The organism is Promicromonospora sp. NPDC052451 (genome assembly GCF_044547525.1).
Taxonomy (GTDB): Bacteria; Actinomycetota; Actinomycetes; order Actinomycetales; family Cellulomonadaceae; genus Promicromonospora.
In genome coordinates, this window is sequence record NZ_JBIUAP010000001.1 from 130,464 (window position 1) to 153,328 (window position 22,865).

The 22,865-nt window shown below is 73.4% G+C and carries 20 protein-coding genes; 5 read left to right on the top strand and 15 right to left on the bottom strand.

All coding sequences use genetic code 11. The features are described 5' to 3' along the window. Positions 1 to 122 precede the first annotated feature (122 nt). Positions 123 to 4,124 (bottom strand): TM0106 family RecB-like putative nuclease, encoded by a 4,002-nt coding sequence (locus ACIG47_RS00570; protein WP_397429192.1) that lies wholly within the window; start codon positions 4,122 to 4,124, stop codon positions 123 to 125. Positions 4,125 to 4,267: 143 nt separating this feature from the next. On the opposite strand from ACIG47_RS00570, the gene ACIG47_RS00575 reads away from it, so the two are divergent. Beyond that, a complete protein-coding gene (locus tag ACIG47_RS00575; protein WP_397429193.1) occupies positions 4,268 to 5,446 on the top strand; it encodes an excalibur calcium-binding domain-containing protein in 1,179 nt (392 codons plus the stop codon). Between the two features lie 120 nt (positions 5,447 to 5,566). Here ACIG47_RS00575 and ACIG47_RS00580 read toward each other — a convergent pair whose 3' ends face one another. The 4 genes from ACIG47_RS00580 to ACIG47_RS00595 all read right to left on the bottom strand — a co-directional run bounded on the left by ACIG47_RS00580 (position 5,567) and on the right by ACIG47_RS00595 (position 9,734). Next, positions 5,567 to 6,937 (bottom strand): hypothetical protein, encoded by a 1,371-nt coding sequence (locus ACIG47_RS00580; RefSeq protein ID WP_397429194.1) that lies wholly within the window; start codon positions 6,935 to 6,937, stop codon positions 5,567 to 5,569. Then, entirely contained in the window at positions 6,934 to 7,554 is a 621-nt protein-coding gene (locus tag ACIG47_RS00585) for a SigE family RNA polymerase sigma factor (protein ID WP_397429519.1), read from the bottom strand. Before ACIG47_RS00585 ends, ACIG47_RS00580 begins: the two co-directional genes overlap by 4 nt. Positions 7,555 to 7,833: 279 nt before the next feature. After that, positions 7,834 to 9,162: a hypothetical protein gene (locus tag ACIG47_RS00590; RefSeq protein ID WP_397429195.1), complete on the bottom strand. Its 1,329-nt coding sequence runs from the start codon at positions 9,160 to 9,162 to the stop codon at positions 7,834 to 7,836. After that, complete coding sequence (locus tag ACIG47_RS00595; protein ID WP_397429196.1) at positions 9,159 to 9,734, bottom strand: SigE family RNA polymerase sigma factor; 576 nt, start codon at positions 9,732 to 9,734, stop codon at positions 9,159 to 9,161. Before ACIG47_RS00595 ends, ACIG47_RS00590 begins: the two co-directional genes overlap by 4 nt. Positions 9,735 to 9,921: 187 nt before the next feature. On the opposite strand from ACIG47_RS00595, the gene ACIG47_RS00600 reads away from it, so the two are divergent. Then, the gene (locus tag ACIG47_RS00600; protein ID WP_397429197.1) at positions 9,922 to 10,683 is read left to right on the top strand and encodes a response regulator; all 762 of its coding nucleotides are present in this window, start codon (positions 9,922 to 9,924) and stop codon (positions 10,681 to 10,683) included. Continuing rightward, on the top strand, positions 10,680 to 11,717 hold the full coding sequence (locus ACIG47_RS00605) for a sensor histidine kinase (RefSeq protein ID WP_397429198.1): 1,038 nt from the start codon (positions 10,680 to 10,682) through the stop codon (positions 11,715 to 11,717). The genes ACIG47_RS00600 and ACIG47_RS00605 overlap by 4 nt, the downstream gene beginning before the upstream one ends. A gap of 26 nt (positions 11,718 to 11,743) precedes the next feature. Here ACIG47_RS00605 and ACIG47_RS00610 read toward each other — a convergent pair whose 3' ends face one another. From ACIG47_RS00610 to ACIG47_RS00655, 10 genes are all read right to left on the bottom strand, one after another. After that, positions 11,744 to 12,550 carry an amino acid ABC transporter ATP-binding protein gene (locus ACIG47_RS00610; protein ID WP_397429199.1) on the bottom strand — a complete coding sequence of 269 codons (807 nt, stop codon included), beginning with the start codon at positions 12,548 to 12,550 and terminating at the stop codon, positions 11,744 to 11,746. Next, entirely contained in the window at positions 12,547 to 13,518 is a 972-nt protein-coding gene (locus tag ACIG47_RS00615) for an amino acid ABC transporter permease (protein WP_397429200.1), read from the bottom strand. The genes ACIG47_RS00610 and ACIG47_RS00615 overlap by 4 nt, the downstream gene beginning before the upstream one ends. A 103-nt stretch (positions 13,519 to 13,621) precedes the next feature. Further along, complete coding sequence (locus tag ACIG47_RS00620; protein ID WP_397412058.1) at positions 13,622 to 14,551, bottom strand: ABC transporter substrate-binding protein; 930 nt, start codon at positions 14,549 to 14,551, stop codon at positions 13,622 to 13,624. A gap of 281 nt (positions 14,552 to 14,832) precedes the next feature. Continuing rightward, positions 14,833 to 15,009, bottom strand: a complete 177-nt coding sequence (locus ACIG47_RS00625) for a methionine/alanine import family NSS transporter small subunit (RefSeq protein ID WP_397429201.1) — start codon at positions 15,007 to 15,009, stop codon at positions 14,833 to 14,835. Next, positions 15,006 to 16,568, bottom strand: a complete 1,563-nt coding sequence (locus ACIG47_RS00630) for a sodium-dependent transporter (protein ID WP_397429202.1) — start codon at positions 16,566 to 16,568, stop codon at positions 15,006 to 15,008. The genes ACIG47_RS00625 and ACIG47_RS00630 overlap by 4 nt, the downstream gene beginning before the upstream one ends. Before the next feature lie 75 nt (positions 16,569 to 16,643). Further along, positions 16,644 to 17,900, bottom strand: a complete 1,257-nt coding sequence (locus tag ACIG47_RS00635) for an FAD-binding protein (protein WP_397429203.1) — start codon at positions 17,898 to 17,900, stop codon at positions 16,644 to 16,646. Positions 17,901 to 17,946: 46 nt separating this feature from the next. Continuing rightward, positions 17,947 to 18,327, bottom strand: a complete 381-nt coding sequence (locus ACIG47_RS00640; RefSeq protein WP_397412066.1) for an STAS domain-containing protein — start codon at positions 18,325 to 18,327, stop codon at positions 17,947 to 17,949. 278 nt (positions 18,328 to 18,605) lie between these two features. Continuing rightward, positions 18,606 to 19,073: an aminoacyl-tRNA deacylase gene (locus ACIG47_RS00645; RefSeq protein ID WP_397412068.1), complete on the bottom strand. Its 468-nt coding sequence runs from the start codon at positions 19,071 to 19,073 to the stop codon at positions 18,606 to 18,608. A 49-nt stretch (positions 19,074 to 19,122) separates the two neighbouring features. After that, a complete protein-coding gene (locus ACIG47_RS00650) occupies positions 19,123 to 19,431 on the bottom strand; it encodes a DUF2087 domain-containing protein (RefSeq protein WP_397429204.1) in 309 nt (102 codons plus the stop codon). A gap of 79 nt (positions 19,432 to 19,510) precedes the next feature. Next, positions 19,511 to 21,532, bottom strand: a complete 2,022-nt coding sequence (locus ACIG47_RS00655; RefSeq protein ID WP_397429205.1) for a D-alanyl-D-alanine carboxypeptidase family protein — start codon at positions 21,530 to 21,532, stop codon at positions 19,511 to 19,513. A gap of 310 nt (positions 21,533 to 21,842) precedes the next feature. Between ACIG47_RS00655 and ACIG47_RS00660 the strand changes: the two genes are divergently transcribed. Beyond that, entirely contained in the window at positions 21,843 to 22,115 is a 273-nt protein-coding gene (locus tag ACIG47_RS00660) for a hypothetical protein (protein WP_397412074.1), read from the top strand. Between the two features lie 166 nt (positions 22,116 to 22,281). After that, positions 22,282 to 22,791 (top strand): hypothetical protein, encoded by a 510-nt coding sequence (locus tag ACIG47_RS00665; RefSeq protein ID WP_397412076.1) that lies wholly within the window; start codon positions 22,282 to 22,284, stop codon positions 22,789 to 22,791. Positions 22,792 to 22,865 lie beyond the last annotated feature (74 nt).

A 22,865-nucleotide genomic window follows, 5' to 3' on the forward strand; every position in this document is an offset into this window, starting at 1 on the left:
ATGTCTCTCCCGCGCTGCTCGAACATCCAGCATGTAGTAGTCGGCCCCTCTCCATCCGAGAGCTCGAATGCGCTGGGTTGTGGAGGTACAGATCCAGATGCGTTGTACTGCACATGAAGTTCTCAGCCGCCGATGAGGCGGAGGAAGCCGCCCAGCTCCAGGAGGCGGCGGACGCCGTCGGCCTCCAGGTCGCCCGGCAGGTAGTCGGTGAGCCGTGGTGACGAGATCACCACGGCTCGCCACTGCGCCCGGGAGACCGCCACGTTGACCCGGTTGCGGGAGAGCAGGAAGCCCATCCCCCGCGAGACGTCCTCGGGCGTCGAGGCGGCCAGCGTCAGGATCGCCACCGGGGCCTCCCGGCCCTGGAACATGTCCACGGTGCCGACGGGCACCACGCCGAGACCGGCGGCGCGCAGCGCCTGGCGCACCAGGTGGACCTGCGCGTTGTAGGCGGCGACCACGACGACGTCGTCCTGGCCGAGCGGGCGGGGTGGGCGGCCGCCACCCGGCTCCCACCTGCGGGCGAGCACGCCCTGGACCTGCCGCACCACCTCGGCGGCCTCCTCCGGGGACGAGGTCGAGTGCCCCTCGTGGGCGACGGGGACGTGTGCCACCCCGGGCGCCACGCCCTCCAGCGACCGGGTGGTGGTGACCGGGTGGGCCGCGAGCCGGCCCGCGTAGGCCAGCTCGGACACCGCGGCGCAGACCTCGGGGTGCATCCGCCAGGACTCGGGCAGCAGGTAGCCGAGTCCGTCGGGCAGCACGGAGCTGCCCGCGGCGAGCCAGGCGAGCGCCGACTCGTCGACCGGCTCGGGGTGCCGCCCCTGGCTCACCTGGGGCAGCTGCTGCGGGTCGCCGAGCAGCAGCAGGCGTTGCGCGGCCCGCCCGACGGCGATGGTGTCGGCCAGCGAGAACTGCCCCGCCTCGTCCACGACCAGGAGGTCCAGGCCCTCGGCCGGCCACCGCCCGTGGGCGAAGTCCCAGGCGGTGCCGCCCACCACACAGCCGCCGGAGCCGTTCGCCGCGAACTCCGCGAGCTTCTCGCCGCTCACCTCCTGCCACGGCTGGGCGGTGTCGCTCTCGGTGCCCCTGGCCCGCTGCTTCTTGGCCACCTGGTCGGCGGGCACCCCCGCCTTGCGCACGACGGCGCTGAGCATGTTCTCGACGGCGGCGTGCGACTGGGCCACGACCCCCACCCGCCACCCGTCGCCCACCAGCCGGGCGACGACGTGCGAGCCGACGTGGGTCTTGCCGGTGCCGGGCGGACCCTGCACCGCGAGGTAGGAGCGATCGAGCCGCTCGACGGCCGCGTGCACCGCGCCCTCGAGGTCGAAGCCGTCGCCCTCCGCCCCGAGCTCCGGCAGGCCGCCGCCGTCGATCATCCGCGGCGGGCGGCGGCGCAGCAGGTCGACGGCGGCGCCGTCGGGCAGCGTGCGGTCGGCGTCCCAGGCCGCGAGCGCCGCGCGGGCGGCGTCCTCGACCGCCTGCTCCTGCGCGTCGTGCGCGGGGCCCGACTGCAGCGCGAGCGCGACGGGCGGCTGGTCGTGCGGCTCCGCGCCGCCGGAGAGCCGCTCGCGCAGGACGACCACGTCGTGGCCCCGGAGCAGGCCGCGCTGCTCGCCTGCCTCGCCGCGGGTCGCCGCGGGCGGTGCGGTGGGCCCGTGCGCCCCGCCCTCCGGCGAGAGGTCCGGCACGCCGCCGCCCGGCACGTCGTCGGGGTCGCGGACCGCCAGGATCGTCCCGCCCGAGTGTTCCCCGCGGACGGCTCGCGCCGTCGGCTCTTCAGCGCCCCGGGGCAGGGCGACGGGTGGTACCGGCGGGTCGTAGAGCACGTGGACGCCGTCGCCCGTGCCGAGGTCGGAGCCGTCCACGCGGGATCCGTCGAGCATGCGCCCCACCAGCTCGAGCTCGCGCGACGGGAGCCGGTCCCGCCCCACGACGTCCCAGTCCCGGAGGACCGTCGACTGTTCCACGTGGAACGTCGACCTGCGGCCGGGCCACTCGTCCAGGGGAAGCTCCAGCCGCGCGTAGTGCTCCTGCCAGAACGGCTTCATCTCGCGCTGGTAGTACCCGACGGCCGCGCCCAGCAGCGCGAGCGCCTGCACCTCGAGCGACCTCACCCCGCGGTTCTCGCCGACCCGCGCGGCGATCTCGGCGCCCAGCGCGAGCCTCCGCTCCCGGGCCTCGCGGCGGGCCGCCGCGCGCGCGTCCGCGGCGTCGCCGTTCCCGGAGACCGTCACACCGACCGGAGCCGGGGCACCGCCGTCACCGACGCCGGCGGAGGCACGGACGTCGTCGGCCGCAGGGGCGCCGTCGCCGACCAGGGCCGGAGCAGCACCGCCAGGGGCGCCGTCGCGGTCGGTGGCCGGTGCACCACCACCGGACGACACCCCGCCGTCCGAGCGCGTAGGACGGGCGTAGGCCCGCGCGGACGGGGTCGCCGCGGACCCGGTGACGGAGTCCCGCGCGGCGCGCAGCCAGTCGAGCAGCCGGAGCGTCGAGCGGCAGTCGTACTCGTTGTAGTCCAGGATCCGCTGCCGCAGCCCTGCCGCCCGCTCGTCGCCGGCGGCCGCGAGCTCCGCGTACTCGGCGTACTCCGTGACCGACGCGGTGGCGCTCGTGACTCCCTCGCGCGCCGGGTCGTCCTGCATGTAGAGGGGCTCGAGCTTCTTGATCGACTTGGACCGGTTCGAGATGCGCAGGCTGGACCGCACCACCGCGTAGAGGTCCACCAGCACGCCGTCGCGCAGCAGCTGGTCCACCTCGTCCTCGTACACCCCGTGCCGGGCCGCGATCGAGAGCAGGTGCGTCTTCTCGTAGGCGGCGTAGTGGTAGACGTGCAGGTCGGGGTACATCTCCCGGCGCCGGGTGAGGTAGTCCACGAAGCGGACGAGGGCGTCGCGCTCCCCCGCCAGGTCGTCGGCCCAGAGCCCGTGGAACGGCGGGGTGCCGTCGCCCGGGCCGGGCCGCTCGACCCAGCCGAAGAGGTAGTCGAGCCCCATGGCCGGCGCCTGGTCGTCGCCCGGCAGCCGCGGGGCCTCCCACAGCGGGTCGCCCTCGAAGTCGAAGAACACGTCCCCCGGGCTCGGCGGGGGCAGGCGGTCGATGGCCTCGGTCGCGACGAGCTGCCAGCGGAGGCGCCCGTCGGGGCCGTCGGGGTCCACGCCGTCGGGCAGGTGGTCGAGCGCCACCGACCCGTCGCCGTCGTCCAGCCCGAGCTGGAGACGAGCCTGCGCGCGCAGGCCCTCGAAACGGGCGGCGGCCATGCCGTCGGGGGGCTCCTCGGCCGTCGCGAGCGCGTCGATCGTCGAGATGCCGGCCGCTGCCAGCCGCACCCGCTGCGCCCCGTACACCCCACCGACGAGCAGCACGTCGCGTTCCTGGGCCACGGCGTCCGCGCAGTCCGGGCAGTCGCGCAGCCGGCCGCAGGCCAGGTACCGGTCGTCGCCCCAGCGCACCGGGGCGTCGTCGGCCACGTGGGCGTCCAGGACGTCGAGCAGCCGGGCGCGCCGCCGCCGGAAGACCGGCAGCAGGTCGGCGAGCCGATGCGACGTCGTCTCCCCCGTGCCGAGCACGAGGTGCACCTGGTCGGTCGGGTCGATCCGCGCCGCCATGAGCTGGTCCGCGTACGCGGCGAGCTGGAGCAGGGCGCGGACCTTCGTGCGGCGCGCGAGCTTGGAGTCGTGCACGGCGTACCGGAGCCGGCCCGCGAGCGGGTCCCGCACCAGGAAGTCGGCCCGGCCGTGGAACCGGCCGTCGAAGAACGAGGCCTGGTAGACGACGTCGGCCTCCTGTTCCAGGGCGGCCAGCGTGCGGGCGTGCGCGTCGGTCAGCTCGTCGCGGGACATGCGCCGCGCCGGGGCGATCTCCAGCACGCCGCCCGGCCGCCCCGCCGTGGCCGGGCCGTGGGCGCGCAGGTGCGTGTCCAGGACGCGTCGCTCGTGCTGCTCGCCGAGGGCCGCGGTGCGGGCGAGCATCGCGTCCTCCTCCCGCGGTCTGCGCGGGCTCCTGCCGAGCAGCTCGTCGAGCCGTCGCAGCAGGCGGAACTCGCACTCGCCGGCGGTCACGAGATCGCTCGCCGAGTGCACCAGGGTGCCCGCGTCGTCACGCTCCAGGAGGAACATGCCCCCAGGTCTACCAGTGACCACTGACACGAGCACGCTACTGTCGGGCGCACAGGCGGTAGATATGTCCGGTTCGACCCCCGTTCTAGCGCCGACCCGCTCGGATGGCCGATAGTGGGGCCGACCGTACAGAAGGAGCAACCATGCCCGTGCGCTTCAACCCGCCTCCGGGTTGGCAGGTGCCCCCGGGATTCCGACCCGACTCCGCCTGGGCTCCGGACCCCTCGTGGCCGCCGGCCCCGCCCGGCTGGAACTACTGGGTGGACACTCCCCGGCCGGACGGTGCCGACCGCGCCGCCACGCCCCCCGCACCCCCGGCACCCCCGGTCCCGGCTCCGAGCGGCGCCGGTCCCGACAGCGGCGCCGACACGAGGACCGTCGCGATCCAGGTGATCGACGCGCCGCCCGCACCCCGCACACCCGGCCCGGCCCCGTCGCCCGGAGCGGCGGGGTCGCCCGCACCGGCCCCCGCGGACGCCCTGGGGTCGACCATCACCATGGCGCCCATCAGCGCACCTCCTGCGCCCGGTCCGCCCGGTCCGCCCCGGCCGGGCTCCGGCCCGCAGCCGGTCTATCCCCCGCAGCCCGGCACGGCACCACCCCCGCCGCCGCCCGGGGCACCGCGCTCGGGTCCCACCACCGGGGTGCTCGCGGCCCTGAAGAACCTCGGCGGCAAGGGGCCGACGCCGCCGGCCCCGCCGCCCTCGTCCGGCCCCGGCCCGCTGAGCATCGACGACGCGAACCACCACGACCCGCGCGGCCCCCTCCCCGTCGCGGCCGTGCCCCCGGGGCCCCGGCCGGGCCGGTCCGGACGGCAGCCGGGGTCGCGCGGCCCGGGTGCCGGTCTCATGGTCGCCGTCGCCGTGGCCGGTCTCGCCCTCGGCGTGATCATCGGCGTGGTGGTCACGGCAGGCCAGCAGGCCGACGCCAACCAGGCCATCGCCGAAGCACAGACCGCGCAGTCGGGGATCGACGAGCAGCAGGCCGAGATCGACATGCAGCGGGCCCAGATCGACAAGCAGCGCGACGACGTCGCGGCCCGCGAGCAGGCCCTCGGTGAGCGCGAGGCGAAGCTCGAGGAGCGGGAGAAGGCGCTCGAGCAGCAGGAGCAGCAACAGCAGCAGGAAGAGCAGGAGCAGCAGGAGGAGGACTGGGGGGACGACGGGAACAACGGGAACGGCAACAACCCCGGCACCGTCTTCTACTGGAACTGCGACGCGGTCCGCGCCGCGGGCGCCGCACCGCTCCCGGCCGGGCAGCCGGGGTATCTGCCGCACCTGGACGGGAACGGCAACGGCATCGCCTGCGAGGACGGCGAGTAGACCGGGCAGACCGCACGCGAAAAGGAGCGGGCCGAGGCAGATCCCCAGACTCTGCCTCGGCCCGCTCGTGTGTTCCCGGCCCACGCCATCTCCCCAGACGAGACGTGGACCGGGAAGTCTTCATCCCCCGAAGAGTCCCTCCAGGAGTGCCCCGAGGCCCAGAGGATCGGAGTCCTCCTCCTCGGGCGTCTCGGACGGTGTCGGGGTGGGGCGCGCCGGGCTCGGCGACACCTCGCCGTCGGGCTGCACCTCGCCGGTCGATGCGAGCTGCAGCGCCTCGCTCAGGTCGATGAGGCACAGCCGCCACACGGCGGCGTCGACACCCTCGGGCGCCCGCCAGAACGACTTGCCGGAGAGCTCCGGCGGCGCCGTCCAGGCCGTGCCCGTGCGCTGCGCGACGCAGGACTCCATCGCGGGGACCTCGTTCGCCTCCGCGTCCTCGACCAGCATCGGGGCGAGCTCCGCGACCATGGGCGCGGGCGCCGCAGCCTTCGGCGTGGTCACCGTGTGCCCGGCGACGTCATGGATCACCGCGCACTCCGGCGACGTGGTCCGGCACCAGGAGGCGCTCCAGGTGCCCTCCTTCGCGTAGACGAAGCCGCGCGGCTCCGCCGTCTCGCGGTCCACCTGCAGCACGCGCATCCACACGCTGCCGTCGCCGAGCACGTCGAACGGCGTGACCGGGAGCGACGAACCCGCCGCCGGGGCGGCAGAGCCGGTCCCGGCATCCGCGGACGTCCCGGCACCCGGTGACGCGGGCGCCCCCTGCGCGCCCGCGGCACCATCGGTCAGCGGGTCGTCGAAGACCAGGTGCTGCGCGCCCTCCGTCGCCGCGGAGGAGAAGCCGAACACGAGCGCCGGACCGCCGCCCGCGGGCAGGACCATCGCGTCGGACGTGACGCCGCGCCACAGCAGCGTGCCGCCGAGGTTGCCCTCGCGGAGGTTCTGCAGGGCGGTCTCCCCGCCCGCGACGAGCTCCAGGTCGGTCGCGCTGTGCCGCCCGTCGATCTTCGCCAGGGTCACCACGGCCAGGTAGCGGTCGCCGCCCCCGGCGGGCAGCCCGAGGTCGAGCACCACGGTGTCGGCGTCGACGCGGTACGTCGCAGGCTCGGCCACCGTGCGCACACCCGGTGCGAGGTAGGCGAGCTCGGCCTCCGGCTGCGGCGAGGGCAGGTCCGTGGGCGACGGCGCCGGCGGCTCGACGTCCACCTCGCCGTCCTCGAGGATCGAGGGCGGTACGGCGCTCGGCGACACCTCGACCGGCGTGCTGCTCCACAGGCCCGGGATCCCCGGCAGCGCCCCGGCCGCCCCGGCCCCGACCGTCGCGAGCGCCAGCGTGGAGGCCACCGTGACGCCGGCACGGCGCGCGGTGTGCTTGCGCCGGCTCGTCCGCAGCACGCTGTCGAGGTCGAGCGTCGACACGGGCACCGCCGCGTGGGCCGAGTCGCGGAGCCGCGCGACGAAGTCGTCGTCGGTGTGGTTCGTGGTCATCGGATCCCGCCCAGGGCGTCGATGTCGAGGATCGCGCGCAGGTGGGCGAGGCCGCGCGAGGCCGTGGACTTGACGGTGCCGAGCGGGATCCCGAGCTCCGTCGAGACCTCGGACTCCGACAGGTCCAGCAGGTGGCGCAGCACGACGACGCGGCGCTGCTTCAGCGGCAGCCGCAGGAGCGCGCGCACGACGGCGTCCCGGTCGTCCACCGTGCGGGTGGGCGTCCGCGTGGCGGCCCGCGGGGCGACGACGTCGTCCTGCGGGAGCTCGTCGGGACCGGTCAGGATCTCGCGCCGGGTGCGGCGCCAGGTGTCGATGCGCAGGTTGGCCAGCACACGCCGGGCGTAGACCAGCGGGTCGCCCTCCCGGGCCTTGTGCCAGTGGCGGTAGCACCGCTCGAACGTCTGCTGGGTGAGCTCCTCGGCGCGGTGCGCGTCACCGCTGAGGAGGAACGCCATCCGGTGGAGGGGATCCTTGGCCTCTCGCATGAACGCGGTGAACTCGTCGTTCTTCGAGACGGCCGCGGTCCTGCGCGCGTGAGTGGCCCGGGGCCGATCTGTCCGCACGGGCAGCGAGGTTACGTCATCATCGGCCTCGCCCGCCCCACCTCGGACCACCGTGAGCGGCCGGGTGGCGGGAGCAGCCCCGGGATCCGCCGTGGCGGACCGGGCACCGGAGAGGACGGGGGGTGTCGTGGTGGATGGGGAGTCTGGGGTGTTCTGCTCGGTGGTCACGGTCTCCAGGTCGTCCGCAGAGCTGGAGTCGGCACGTACGACGCGCAGCACCACGGGCCGCTGGGCCCGGGGTTCTGGCGCGAGGACGCGCGGACTCGTGACTGTCACGAACGGAACACGGCCCGGCTACGGCGAAGGTTCCATCGAGTTTCGACTCTTTTGTCAGCGGCGGAAGTCCAGCGTCCCCAGGAAGGTGTGCAGGTCGCGCCAGCCCTGCTCGCTGCCGTCGAAGTCGGCGACGAGGAACAGGTTCTCCCCGCGGTCGGCCTGGTGCACGTAGATGCTCACCGAGTAGGTCTCGGGCTCCCCTGCCGCGTTGTAGAGCGTCGGCTGCACCTCGGCGTAGTCCGCCCCGGGGACGTCGATCACCTGGGACTCGGGCGCGTCCATGGTCCGGGTCCACCAGTTCCCGCCGGGCTTGCCGCCCTGGACGTAGACGCGTTCGCCGGGGACGCCCTCGCGCGCCGTCGTCGCGGTCCACTCCACGCCCGGCGAGAACTCGCCCTCCGTCGGTTCCGCCGTCCAGCCCTCCGGCACCCCGAACGTCAGGCCGTTGTGCTCGGTCCGCTGCCAGCCTGCGGGGATGCCGTGCTCCAGCGGTTCGAGGGTCGGGTGCTCGTAGGCGGGCGCGTACCAGTCCGGCTCGCCCGCCTCCTCCAGCCAGAGGTTGCCGACGAAGTTGCGCAGCATCGTGTCGCCCTCCGCGCCCGCCGGGAACCGGGTCTCGATGATCCAGCCCTCGGTCCCGCTGCGGATCCGGATGGTCGCGGGTGCCACCGCGCCCTCCCGCGCGTGCCGCTCGATGACGACGAGGTCCGCCCCCTCGATGTCGACGGTGGTGGCCCCGGAGTCCCGCGCCGGCACGGTCCAGCCCGCCACGTCGGTCACGTTCCGTAGCTCGAGGGCCGCGTCGACGTCGTCGATGCTCATGTCGAGCGAACCGTTCGCCCGCGGGTCCTCCGGAGCGAGGAAGCCGGCCACGCCGCCCGCGTTGACGTCGCCCACCGCGTACCAGCCGCCCGCGGGCACCTCGTACCAGAGACCGCCCAGGATGTACGGGGCGGCACCGTCCCCCTCGACGATGCCGCGCTCCACACCCGGCAGCACGGGCAGCTCCCCGCCGCCGGTGCGCAGGTACCGGGTGGGTTCGGGCACCGGTACGGCGCTCGGGCTCGCGGACTGCCCCGACCCGCGCGACGGCGGCGCGCTCGCCGGGGTCGGCCGCGCCGTCGTCCGGTCCGTGCCGGGCACGGGCTCCTGCCGGTCCGCGAGGACGGAACCGGCCACGCCGATCCCCGCGCCCAGCACCGCGAGCGCTGCGGCCCCTGCCGTGACGGCGGTCAGGACGCGCCGGCGGCGCACGTGACGCACCGCGCGCACCGCCATGGTCGTGGGATCCAGCGACCGCGGCGGCTCGATGGTGGTGCTCGCGGCACGCAGCCCGGCGAGCATCGCCGCGTCCCGCTTGGCGTTGATGTCGTGGACGTTCACGGTCGGCTCCCTTCCCCGTCGGTGGCCACCAGCGCGCGCAGGCGCGCCAGGGCGCGTGAGGCCGTGGACTTGACGGTGCCCGCGGAGATCCCGAGCTCGGCGGCGGTGTCGGACTCCGACCGGTCCAGGAGGTAGCGCAGCACCACGACGCGGCGCTGCTTGACCGACAGCGCCATGAGCGCGCGGACCAGGCGGTCCCGCTCGGCCAGCTCGACGTCGGACGCCGGGGTGCTGCGCTCCCCGAGGTTGCTGCCCGGGTCGTCCGTGAGCACCTCACGGCGGGTCCGCCGCCACGTGTCGATGCGGGCCGTCGCCAGCACCCGGCGGGCGTAGGCGAACGGGTCGCCGTCGCCCACCTTGCCCCACGCCTTGAACGTGCGCTCCAGCGCGAGCTGCACCAGGTCCTGTGCGCGGTGCGGGTCCCCGCACAGCAGGTAGGCGATCCGGTACAGGGCCGGTGTGCTGGTCTGGGCGAACGCCGTGAAGTCGGCGACGGGGTCCACCCCGCTCCGGATGACGGCGATCTCGCCGCTCCTCAGCTGCGTCTCCCGCCCCACCGCCACCTCGCTCATCCGCGACACCGCCCGGTGTCCCCCGGCGCTGGTAGGCGGCGCCCCGCGCGCCGCGTCGTCTGCGTCATGCACCATAGACGCAGCCGGGTACCGCCGGGGTTCCGCTTCCCGCCACCGGGTTCTTACGTGCCGCTGACGGTCCCGGCCCACGCCCGCCCGGCCGGCCCGGCGGGCCGTACCCTGAGACGTGGCCCGAGCACTCGTGATCGACGACGACGCCACCGTCGCCCAGGTGGTCGTCGCCTACCTGGAACGTGCCGGGGTGGACGCCGAGCACGCCGCCGACGGCCCCGCGGCGCTGGCGGCGGCCGCGGCACACCCGCCCGACGTCGTGGTGCTCGACCTCATGCTGCCCGGCGTCGACGGCCTGGAGGTCTGCCGCCGGCTGCGGCTCGCCCGCCCGGAGCTGCCGGTGCTGATGCTCACCGCCCGCGGCGAGGAGGAGGACCGCGTGCTCGGCCTGGAGACCGGCGCCGACGACTACGTGGTCAAGCCCTTCAGCCCCCGCGAGCTCGTGCTCCGGGTGCAGTCGCTGCTCCGCCGCGCGGGGACCACCCCGGCGGGCATCCTGCAGGACGGCGACCTCCGGCTCGACCCCGCGGCCCACCGCGTCACCCGGGCGGGCGCCGACGTGCCGCTCACCGCCCGGGAGTTCGACCTGCTGCGCTGGTTCCTCGCGCACCCGGGCGAGGTGTACGACCGCGAGGCCCTGCTGCGCGGCGTCTGGGGCTGGGAGCACGGCGACCGTTCGACCGTCACGGTGCACGTGCGGCGGCTGCGCGAGAAGGTCGAGACCGACCCGTCGCGGCCGAGACGGCTGGTGACGGTGTTCGGCGTCGGCTACCGGTGGGACGCGGCACCGGGTCGCACGGGGGCTGCGGCACCGCCCGGCAGCGGGGCGATCGTCCGGCGCACGGTGGGTGACAGCACGGCCGGGGACGGAGCGTGAACGACCTCGCCGGCATCGTCCTGTCCGGCCTCGTCGCCGCGGTGGTGGGCGCCGCGGGCGCCGTCGCCCTGTTCGCCCTGGCGCGGCGCCGGGTCGCGCTCGCCGCGACCCTCGCCCCGCTCGTGGTGGTCGCGTCCGTGGCGACGGGCGTCTACGTCAGCGCGCGGGCGATGTTCCTGTCGGCCGCCGACTCGACGACCGTCCTCCTGCTGCTGGTCGCCACCGTGCCGGTGGCGCTCGCCGTCGGGCTGGTGGTGATGGCGCGGATCCGCTCCGTGACGACCGCCGTCGCCGCCGAGCGGGCAGCGCGCGAGCGGGACCGGGAGGTCGAGCTGCGCCGCCGCGAGCTGGTCGCGTGGGTGTCGCACGACCTGCGCACGCCGCTGGCCGCGGTGCGCGCGCTGGCGGAGGCGCTGGAGGACGGCGTCGGGCCGGCGGACGAGCACGTGTCCCGGATCCTCGCCGAGAACCGGCGCATGACCACGATGGTCGACGACCTCCTGGCGCTGTCCCGTCTCCAGTCCCCGGCGACGTCGCCGCACCGGGAGCCGGTGGCCGTGGCCGACCTCGCCTCCGACGCGGTGGCCGCCGCCCAGCCGCTCGCCGACGCGGGCGGCGTCGTCCTCGCCTGGGACGTCGCCGAACCCGTGGTCACGGCGCTCGACGCCCGGGACGTCGGGCGTGCGCTGGAGAACCTCCTCGTGAACGCCGTCCGGCACACGGGCTCGGGTGGCACGGTGCGCGTGACGGTGTCCCGGGTGGACGTCCGCGCCGCCGACGGGACACCGGGCGACGCGGTGGCGATCGCCGTCGAGGACGAGTGCGGCGGTATCCCGGAGGCGGACCTCGACCGCGTGTTCGAGGCCGGGTGGCGCGGCACGGGCGCGCGGACGCCCAATCGTGCGGACACGCCCGGGAGCGGGGCGGGCCTCGGCCTGTCCATCGTGCGCGGCGTGGCCGAGGCCCATGCGGGGACCGCGACGGTCGCCAACACCCCGACGGGCTGCCGCTTCACCCTCACCCTCCCCACCTAGCCACCAAGAGGGTCGGAAGACGCGGGTCAGAGGACGTGGGAGAGGAAGTTCTTCGTGCGCGTGTGCTGGGGGTCGTCCAGGACCTCCTGCGGCGGGCCCGACTCCACGATGACGCCGTCGTCCATGAACACGACGTGGTCGGCGACCTCGCGGGCGAACCCGATCTCGTGCGTCACCACGATCATCGTCATGCCGGACCGGGCCAGGTCCTTCATCACGGACAGCACCTCGCCCACGAGCTCCGGGTCGAGGGCCGACGTCGGCTCGTCGAACAGCATGAGCTCGGGGTCCATGGCGAGCGCCCGGGCGATGGCCACGCGCTGCTGCTGCCCCCCGGAGAGCTGGGCCGGGTAGTGGTCCGCCCGGTCCGAGAGCCCCACGCGCTCGATGAGCTCGGTGGCCCGCTGCCGCGCCGCGCGCTTGGACAGCCCGCGCACCTGCACGGGCGCCTCCATGATGTTCTCCAGCGCCGTCATGTGCGGGAACAGGTGGAAGCGCTGGAAGACCATGCCGATCCGGGAGCGCTGCCGCGCGATCGCCTTCGGGTGCAGCCGGTGCAGCACGCCCTTGGCGTCCTTGCGGTACCCCATCAGGTCGCCGTCGACGACGATGGAGCCGCCGGTGATCTCCTCCAGCTCGTTGATGCAGCGCAGGAGCGTGGACTTGCCGGAGCCCGACGGTCCCAGGATCACCGTGACCGAGCCGCGCGCGACGTCGAGGTCCACGCCCTTCAGCACGTGCACGGCGTCGTTCCCGTGGCCGAACACCTTGTGCACGGCACGCACGGACACCATCTCGGTGGCGTCGGCGGGCGGGTGCGCGACGGCGCTCATGGGGTCACCTCCCGGTTGACGTCTTCCTGCACGGTCCCGGCGGCCGCGATCGCCGCCTGCTTGCCGCCGGGGCCCCTGCCGCGGCCCCGGCGGCGGGTGGTGGTGCCGAACCCGCGGCCGTAGTACTGCTCCAGGTAGTGCTGGCCCACCATGAGGATCGAGGTGATGAGCAGGTACCAGAGCGCCGCGATCACCAGGAACGGGATGGGCAGGAACTGCCGGTTGCCCATCGCCGAGGTCGCGTAGGTCAGCTCGAAGGTGAGCGGCACGGCGACCACCAGCGAGGTCGTCTTGAGCATGGAGATCGTCTCGTTGCCGGTCGGCGGCACGATCACGCGCATGGCCTGCGGCAGGATCACGCGGCGCATGATCTTGCCGTCCTTCATGCCGAGCGCCTTGGCCGCCTCGGTCTGGCCCGGGTCCACGGAGGTCAGGCCCGCGCGCACGATCTCGGCGAGGTAGGCCGACTCGTTGAACGCCAGCCCGAACAGCGCGAGCCAGAACGCCGTGAGCACGTCGTCGGTGCGGAACGAGAAGAACTCCGGGCCGAACGGGATGCCCAGCGACAGCCGCGGGTACAGCACCGCGAGGAGACCCCAGAAGATGAGCTGCGTGTAGATCGGGGTGCCACGGAAGAACCAGATCCAGGCCCAGCTCACCCAGCGCATGACCGGGTTGTCCGACCGGCGCATGATCGCGAGCGTCACGGCGAGCACCACGGCGATGGCCATGGACCCGAAGGTGAGGATCAGCGTCCACATGACGCCGCGGACGATCACCACGTCGCGCAGGTAGAGCCAGACCACGTCCCAGCGGAAGTTCTGGTTGGTGACCAGGGCGTTGGCCGCCATGGCGGCCAGCACCAGGACGACGGCGGCCGCGACGAGGCGGCCGGGGCGCGGCACGGGCCGCGCGTGGATGCGGTTGGGCACGGGATCGCTGCCCGACGGCGACGGCTGCGTCGTCACGTCACCCATTCCTTTCCTCGAGGATGCCTGAAAAAGCTGGGTGCACGGTACCCGCAGTCACGCACGGGGCGGACCGCGGGTGCCGTGCACCCGGCGGACGGGGTCACTCGGCCGGGTTGAGCTCCGCCTCGTCCACGACCGGGTCGGCGCTGCCCCAGGCGGCGAAGATGTCCGCGAGCGTGCCGTCGTCGATCAGCTTCTGCACCGCGGCCTGCACGGCCTCGGTCAGCTCCTCGTCGTCCTGCGCGACCACGATGCCGTAGGGCGCCGCGTCCACGATGTCGCCGATGGTCTCGACCTCGCCGCCGGTCTGCTCCACCGCGTAGGCGGTGATCGGCGAGTCGGCGTACATGGCCTGCAGCTTGCCGCCCACGAGGTTGGTCGTGACGTCCGCCTGCGACTCGTAGCGCACGACGTCGATGGCCTCCTCACCGTCGTCCTCGCACGCCGCGGTGGCCTCGGTGAGCTCCTCGTCCTGGATGGTCGAGGTCTGCACGCCGATGGTGGCGCCGCACAGGTTCTCGGGGTCGAAGTCCTCGGGGTTGCCCGCCGCGACGCCGTACTGCGAGCCGGCGACCGCGTAGCTGATCATGTTGGCCTCGGCGGTGCGCTCGTCCGTGATGGTGAACGCGGAGATGCCCAGGTCGTACTTGGAGCCGATGGCGGGGATGATGCCGTCGAACGCGGCGGACTCGATCTCGACGTCCAGGCCGAGCACGGCGGCCACGGCGGTGACCGTGTCGATGTCGAAGCCGACCGGCGTCTTGCCGTCCGCATCGATGAACTCGGCGGGCGCGTACTCGGTGTTGGAACCGACGGTCAGCGTGCCCTTGTCGGCGATCTCCTGCGGGAGCAGCGCCGCGATCTCCTCGTCGGCCTCGACGGCCGACGGGTCGAAGGACGCCTCGGCGCTGGCCTCGTCCGAGGCGCCGTCGGAGCCGGTCGGCTGCTGCGACGCGTCGGTGCAAGCGGTCAGGACGAGGGCGGCAGCGGTGAGCGCCGTCGCAGCGGTGAGGGCGGGAAGCCTGCGCATCAGGGGTCTCCTGGGTCGATTCGATTCCGTGTCACGAGGCCCGGACGACCCGACAGATCTCTGTCGTCAGGGGAGCAGAGGACCCGACGGCGCACCTGGCGCCTCGTATGCGAGTCTCACCTAACCGTGACGCCCCGCTGACGTAAACCCGGCGGTTCGAGACTGATGTCACATTGTGATGTATGACGCGTTACTGACGCGTTTCACCCGTGTGGATAAGGTCTGACCTGCTTAAAGTACCTCGGAAAGCCGGTCAGGAGCTGACTTGCCGAGGCACCTCGTCAGGTGTCGTGCTCGACGGGCTCGTCGGGCCGGTCCTCGGGGCCACCCTCGTGCTGCCAGCCGTGCGGGTAGTCGGTGCGCTCGGGCCGCCGGGCGAGGGCCACGATGCTCACGAGCAGCCCTCCCCACACGACGACGAGCGCGACCACCAGCAGGACGATCGCCGCTCCACTCATGACTTACCTCCGAACGTGGGCCAGGCGACGAAGTCGTCGGGATCGGTGCGCCACCGGGTGAGGGTGAGCACGACCGCCGCGACGACGAACAGGGCGACGGCGCCCCATCCCATGACGGCGAGGTACCACGGGGCGTAGCCCTCGTAGCCCTCCACGAGCAGGGTGACGATCCGCGAGACCAGCATCGCGGTGAGCACCACCGGGCCGAGCACCACGATGCAGAACGACCACCACCGGCCCATCGGGATCGTGGAGACCCCGTTGAGGTGGAACCGCATCTCCTCCGTGCGCCGCAGCACCCAGCCGATGACCACCGTGGTCACGATCGCGGACGCCACGATGCCGATGTTGTTGGCCCACTGGTCCACGGTGTCCAGCGCGATCAGCCCGGTCGTGGTGGAGAACGTCAGCACGGAGACCAGCGCCGCGACGACGCCGATGCGGAGCGAGGCCTGGGTGCGCGTCCAGCCGAACTTCTCCTGGAACGACGCGGACACCACCTGGAGGATGGACAGCAGCGACGTGAACCCGGCCATCACCAGCGAGCCGAAGAACAGCGCTCCGAACAGGCCACCGACCGGCATCTGCGACACCAGCGCGGGGAACGTCACGAACGCGAGGATGGGGCCGCTGATGCCCTCCAGCTCGGCCACGGCGATGCCCTGCTCGTGCGCCAGGAAGCCGAGCGCGGCGAAGACGCCGATGCCTGCGAACAGCTCGAAGCCGGAGTTGCTGAACGCCACCACGAAGCCCGGCGACGTCAGGTTGGCGCGCCGCCGGCGGTAGGAGGCGTACGTGATCATGATGCCGAACGCGATCGACAGCGAGAAGAAGATCTGGCTGTACGCGGCGATCCAGACGTTCGGGTCCGCCATCGCGCCCCAGTCCGGTGTGAACAGCGCGTTCAGGCCGTCGGCCGCACCCGGCAGGAACAGCGCCCGCACCACGAGGGTGCCGAAGGCGAGCAGCAGCAGCGGCATGAACACGAAGTTGACCTTCTCCAGGCCCCTCGCGACGCCGGCGGCCAGCACGACGATGGCCGCCACCCACACGAGCACGAGCGGGATCAGCACCGCGGGCACGAAGTCGAGCGTGAACCACGGGTCCGCGCCGCCGGCGTCGGCGAGCTGGAGGTAGGTGCCGGTGAAGAAGCCGGCCGTGTCGTCGCCCCAGCCCAGGTCGAACGAGTAGACGAAGTAGCTGAGCGCCCACGCGATGATGACCGCGTAGTAGACGGCGATCGCGAAGCAGATCGCCACCTGGAACCAGCCGAGCCCCTCGAGCCACCGCTTGATGCGACGGAAGGCCAGCGGGGCCGACCCGCGGAACCGGTGGCCGATCGCGTAGTCCAGGAAGAGGATCGGGATGCCCGCGGTGAGCAGCGCGATCAGGTAGGGCACCAGGAAGGCGCCACCACCGTTCTCGTAGGCCACTCCGGGGAACCGCCAGATGTTGCCCAGCCCCACGGCGGAGCCCACCGCGGACAGGATGAAGCCCAGCTGTCCGCTGAACTCCTCCCGCTTCGCGGGCTCCGCCGTCGTGCTCTGCGCGTCGCTCATCCCCCGATCCTCCGAGAAAATCACCCGAAACGCGAACTTGACCTCGTGCGGCAGGTCTGGTGGGGCGGCGACCGGTCAGCCGGCCAGCAGCTTCTCCACGTATCCGCCGCGGAAGACACCCTCGGGGTCGAGGCGCGCGGCCAGCGCGGCGAAGTCACCGAACCGGGGGTACAGGCCCGGCAGCTCGGCCACCGGCACCGTGAAGAGCTTGCCCCAGTGCGGCCGGGCGCCGAGCGGCAGCAGTGCCGCCTCCAGCTCGGGCAGCACCTCGCGGACGGCCGGCCAGTCCTGCCGCCACGTGAAGTGCAGCGCCAGGCTGTCCTCCGGCGTGGTGCTCAGCCACTGGTCGTCGCCGGCGACCGTGCGGATCTCCGAGGTGAGCAGCAGCGGGCCGATCCGGTCCCCGAGCCCCCGCACGGCGCGGACGGCGTCGGCACCCGCGGTGCGCGGCAGGAGGTACTCCGACTGGAGCTCCTCGCCCAGGGACGGCATGAAGTCCAGCCGGAAGTGCGGCAGGCGCTCGAACCACGGACCGGGCACCCCGCCCTGCTCGGTACAGGCCACCGCGGCGACGTCGGGCAGGGGGTGCATGGCCCGGGTCGCCGGCGCCGCCCCCAGCTCGGTGAGGAGCGCCGGGGCAGCACCCACGCCGTCGTCCACCCGGGACTTGCACCAGACCATGCGGACGTCCGGCTCGAACCAGCTGGTGAAGACGCTGACCGAGTAGGCGCTGCCCATGACGGCGTCGAGGTTCTCGGTCAGCGCGTCCCAGGACAGGCCGGTGAACACGTCCTGGCGCACGTCGAACGCCGGCACCGTGGCCAGCTCGACCCGGGTGACGACGCCGAGGGCGCCGAGCGCCACCGCGGATCCCGGGAAGTCCTGGTCGCCCCGGCGCAGCGTCCGCACCTCGCCGTCGGCGGTCAGCAGCTCCACGCCGACGACGTCACCCGCCAGCGACCGCGTGCCGTCGCCCGAGCCGTGGGTGCCCGTCGCGACGGCACCGGCCACCGAGATGTGCGGCAGCGACGCCATGGCCGCCAGGGCCCGGCCGCGCGCGTGCAGCTCCGGCGCGAGCTCGCCGTACCGCAGGCCGGCACGGACCGACGCCACACCGGTGGCGGGGTCCACGACGAGGGGTGCGCGCCCGTCGTCGAGCTGGTCCAGCTGGACGTGCACGCCCGTCGTGTCGGCGACGTCGCAGAACGAGTGGCGTGACCCGAGGGCCCGGACGCGGGGCTCACCGGCGACGATGCCGGCGAGCTCCGCGAGGGTCCGGGGGCGCTCGATGCGCGCGGAGGAGTAGGTGAGGTTCGCAGCCCAGTTCTTCACCGGACCAGGGTGCCACTCCTGAGTGGTGCGCCGGACCGGGGGTCCGTCAGGCGCTGGCCGTGGCGTTGCGGACCACGGGGATCCGCTGGCTGATACCGACCATGTCCAGGACCTCCATCACCACGGCGGACGGCTCGCGCAGCAGGACGGGCGAACCCGTCTCCTCCCCGAGCACGAAGACCTGGAGGATGAAGGCGACCCCGGAGGAGTCGATGAAGGTGACGTCCCGGGCGTCGACGATGACGGGGTCGGGATCAGGCCGTGCCGCGAGCGTGGCCATCGCCGAGCTCGCGTTCTCGCGCAGCAGCGCGTCGATGTCGCCCCAGAGGGTCAGCACCGTGCCCTCGTAGGTGTTCCGGCAGGCGATACCGGATCCCGAGCGGCCGGGAACCAGGTCCTGCGCTGAGTCTGACGGGAGAGGGTCCATGGGGTCATTCGCTCCGTCCTGCATTGGTCGGGCCTCGACTTCGGTAGACAGCTTCGCTGGCTCTGACTGGCACACACGTGCTGGGGGGCGCTCACTTGGACACTTCTTGGTGCTCTCCGACCCCTCCGCGGGGAGGAGGGGCAAGAATTGCCTATGGCGAGTGTTCACCCGGCACTGGGCTTCCGTCCACCCCCCAGGCGTTACGGTCACGTTGCACCGCGGAGAACTGGTGCCCTCCGCGCCGCCGCGGACCTGCCCGACAGCCCGCCCGAGACGGCTCAGGCAGGGTCGGTCACGTCCGCGACCGTGGCGTCGAGCGCCGTCGTCAGGTCGACGGCATCGACCGTGGCACCCACGCCGTGGGCACCCCCGCCGATCGACACGGGCCCCGGCTCGCTGAGCCGGGAGTCCGCGACGACGGGCCACTTGTGCAACGACCCGAACGGGGTGATGGTTCCCCGCTCGTAGCCCGTGACCTCGAACGCAACCTCCTTGCTCGGCATGGACAGGCGCGAGACGCCGAGCAGCGCACGCAGCTTGGGCCACGAGATCTGCCGGTCGCCGGGCACCAGCACGAACAGGAAGTCGTCGTCGGCACGGCGCACCACGATCGTCTTGAGCACCCGCGACGGGTCGACGCCGCGCGCCGCGGCTGCCTCCGCGAGGCTGCCGACGCGGCCGTGCCGCGTCATCTCGAACGGGATCCCCGCAGCCTCCAGCGCGGCGACGGCACGTTCTTCGCTCATGTCAGTTCCCTATCCCGAAATTTCGAGTCTTCGATGTCTCAGCATATGGTCAAGACTCGTCGTACTCGGTGCGCTCCGTGCGCCAGTACTCGGCGCCGTCCCGGGTGCGCTGCGCCAGACCCTGGTCCACCATCGCACGGCGCAGGCCGGCCGGGTCGAGGGTCAGCTCGCTCAGGCGGTCCGTGAGCTCCCGCTCGGTGACCGGCTCCAGGAGCACGGGCATCGCCCGGACCGCCAGGTAGCGGGTCACGGCCAGCTTGTCGCGCCACCGCCGCGGCATCGTCTCCAGGCGGCCCGAACGGAGAAAGCGCTGCGGGTCGCCGGGAAGCTGCCGGGCCGGGGTCGGTTCCGTGGTCACGTGCTCGATCAGTCCTCGCTGTCAGGTGGGGTACCGCGGTGCCGTGCGCCGGAGTCCCGCCCGGCGGCGCAGGCGGGGGTCACTCCTCGGCGTCGCCGTCGACGACGCCGAGGTCCTCGTCGGGCAGCTTCGCCGCCGTGGTCGAGGTGGCCGTCGGGGTCGGGCCGGGGGTGGGCTCGTCCGTCCCGTCGTCCGGGCACGGGTCGGTGGTGCCGGGGTCGGTGGTGCCGGGGTCCTCGGAGCCCGGGTCCTCCGTGCTGCCGGGGTCGGTGCCGGTGCTCGTGCCGTCGTCCGTGCCGCCGTCGGTCTCCGTCGTGCTCCCGGCCGGGTCCTCCGTGCCGGTCTCGCACTCGGCGGGGTCGGACGGGTCGTCGGACGGATCGGGGTCCGGCTCGCTCGGCGAAGGACTCGGCGACGGCTGGCTGGGCGTAGGACTGGGCGATGGCTCGCCCGGCTCCGACGGCTCCCCGCTCGGGTCGCCAGGATCGGTCGGGTCACCGGGATCGGTCGGCTCGCCCGGATCGGTCGGGTCACCGGGATCCGTCGGGTCGCCGGGCGACGTCGACGGATCGCCCGGATCGCTCGGCTTCGGCGTCGGCTTGGTCGGCTTCTGCGACGGCGGGTTGCCGCCGGGCCGGTCCGAGGGCTTCTCGTCCGGCTCGTTCGCGGACCCGCCGTCGTTCGGCTTGGGCTTGAGCGGCGGCTTGTAGTGCGGGGTGGCCGAGTCGGACGGGTCGTCGGGCGACCAGGTGCCGACGTCGCCGGGATCGATGGCGCGGTTCGGGATCGAGCCCGCAGCGAAGAACTCGAAGTGCCAGGGCTCCGGCTTGACGCCGTCGAGCCGTGCCCACGAGGGGTTGTCCCACCCGTAGTCCGGTCCGTGCAGACGCATCCAGACGTACTCGGCGGAGTGCCCGCCGGCGATCGGGTTGCCCAGGTCGACGGCCAGGCCCCAGCCGTGGTTCGAGGTACCCGGGATGGCCGCCAGGTGCGGCTTGACGCCCGCCAGCACGACCTGCATCTCGTACGACCGGTAGGAGTCGGTGATCGGGATCGGGTAGCCGAACTCCTGCTCGAACTCGGCGCTCAGCGCGGTCAGGCGCTCGGCCGCGTCGCAGCGGAGCATGTGCCCGGGAGCGAACTCCAGCGGGCACAGCACGTCGGTCGGGATCCGGCCGTTCGCGTAGCCGGTCGTGGTACCGCCGAACAGGTTCACGATGTCGAGCAGGCTCTCGCGCAGCGAGAAGCCCCCGCGCTCGGCGCCCTCCACCTCCACGAGGGCGTTCGGCACGGAGGGGTCCAGCATGTTCGCCAGCCGCACGGCGGCGATCACCACCTGGTCGTACGTGACGTAGCCGGCCGTCGGGTCAGCGTCGTGCGGGTCGGCGACCGACGTGATCTCGTTCGAGACCTCCACCGCGGGCGCGGACTCCTCCGGCTCGGGCCGGTCGTCCCTGGTTTCGTTCCTGGCGTCGTCCTCGGCGCCGCCGGACGTGTCCCGGTCGTCGCCCTGCTCGTCGTCACCGGCCGCGCCCTTGCCGTCCTTGCCCGGGCCGGACTCCTTCGCGGCGTCGTCGTGACCGCCGCCGGACGACGCGTCGTCGTCCGACGGGCCGGACCCGCGCGCGATCGGCGCGTCCTCGACGCGCAGGCCCTCGTTGTTCTCACCGAACGCGAGCTGCTGCATCTGGTAGGTCGTGTAGAGCATGCCGAGCTCGGCGGCGGCCTGTGCCACGGCGGGACTGAACGCCGCCCCCTGCTCCTGCGCCATCTGCTCGGCGCGCTCCAGCACCGCGACGATCTGGCCGAGCGTGACGCCCTCCGGTGCGGTGTCCGTCTCGCCGACGCTCACGCTCTCGACCGACCCGTACAGCCGGATCGGCGGGTCGCCGTCCGGCCCGGACGGCCCCAGGCCGGGCACGCTGGCGGATGCCGTGAACAGCACGGCCGCGGCGATCGCCGTCGCAACCGTCCCCGTACCGAGGGAACGGAGGAAGCCCTTGGCACCGCCGCGCGAGACCACGAGCCGGTAGGCACGCGGAACCGCGTGGGTGAAGGTCCGGAGAAAGCCCGGGACGGGCGTCTTCGCCGTGTCGCTCACGCGTCATCCCCTCGGTCGGTGCGCGGCCTGGAAGGTGCGCGGTACGTGCCGTTCGGATCCTGCTACAGGACTATCACGTCCAGGTGAACTCGGAGGGAGTAATTTCCAGCCCCCGGACGAACCGCTCCCGAGAGGACGCGCGCCGCCGAAGCGGGTGACGCCCGAGCGTCAAGGGTAACGATTCGGGCGTACCGCGCAATGGGGTCTTCACGCACATCACGGGATGCTTCACACTGACCCGGGTCCGTACGGGCGCACCGGCGCCCGCAGTCGAACGGCCGGAAGAGTGGCCGTGAAAGGAAGTCCCTCCATGTCCGAGACTCCGTCCGCCCCCGCCGTCCAGGGCACGGTCCAGGACCCGCAGGCCAACACGCTGGCCATCGTGGGCTTCGTGCTCGCGTTCGTCGCCCCTCCGATCGGGATCATCGTCTCGGCGATCGCCACGTCGAAGGCAGGCAAGGCCGGACTCGACAGCAAGCTCGCGAAGTGGGGCCTCGGCCTCTCGATCGTGTTCACCGTGCTCTACCTGGTATTCGTCGGTCTGGGCGTCTGGGCGGCGCTCTCCGTGCCGACGACCATGTGACCTGCCCCGGCGCAGGACTCACCCGGTAGCAGAGGCTGCCGTCCCTCCCGGGACGGCAGCCTCTGGTGATTCACCGGTCGATACCGGTCTATCCAAGACCTTTCGGATACTCCACAATATGGCCTGACATTTCCACAAGACCTGCAACCAGGGGAGCACGACCACCATGACCACGCCCGACACCACGACACCCGCGGCTCCGACCTCCGAGGCTCCGCTCGACGAGAGCACGACCCCGGTCGCGGCCGAGGCCGTGGCGACCGAGCCCGCCGCGCCGGAGGCGACCGCGGTGACGTCCGAGGCGCAGGCAGACACCCAGGCCCTCGCGGCCGAGACCACCACCGCTCCGGCGCCCGCCGCCGAGCCCGCAGCTCCCGAGGCGGCCGCCGGGTCCGCCGTCGCCACCGCCGTGGTCACCGAGACCGCCGTCGCCGCACCGGTCGCCGAGGAGGCCGAGGAGGACCCGCAGACCACGGTCTTCAGCCTCCTCACCTTCTTCCTGGCCGCACTGCCCGTCATCGGGGTCGTGCTGAACGCGATCGCCGTCGCCCGCGCCGGCAAGGAGGGCTTCGACCTGTGGCTCGCCCGCTGGGGCCTCGCGCTCGCCATCATCGAGACGGTCGGCGCCCTCGCCCTCGTCGGCCTCGGCTACTGGCTGGGCGTCGCCACCTCCTGACCACGCTCCCGGCCGTCCACCGGCCGGCCGCGCACAGGTCCGCCTCGAGAGGACGGTCCGGCATCGCTCCGCCC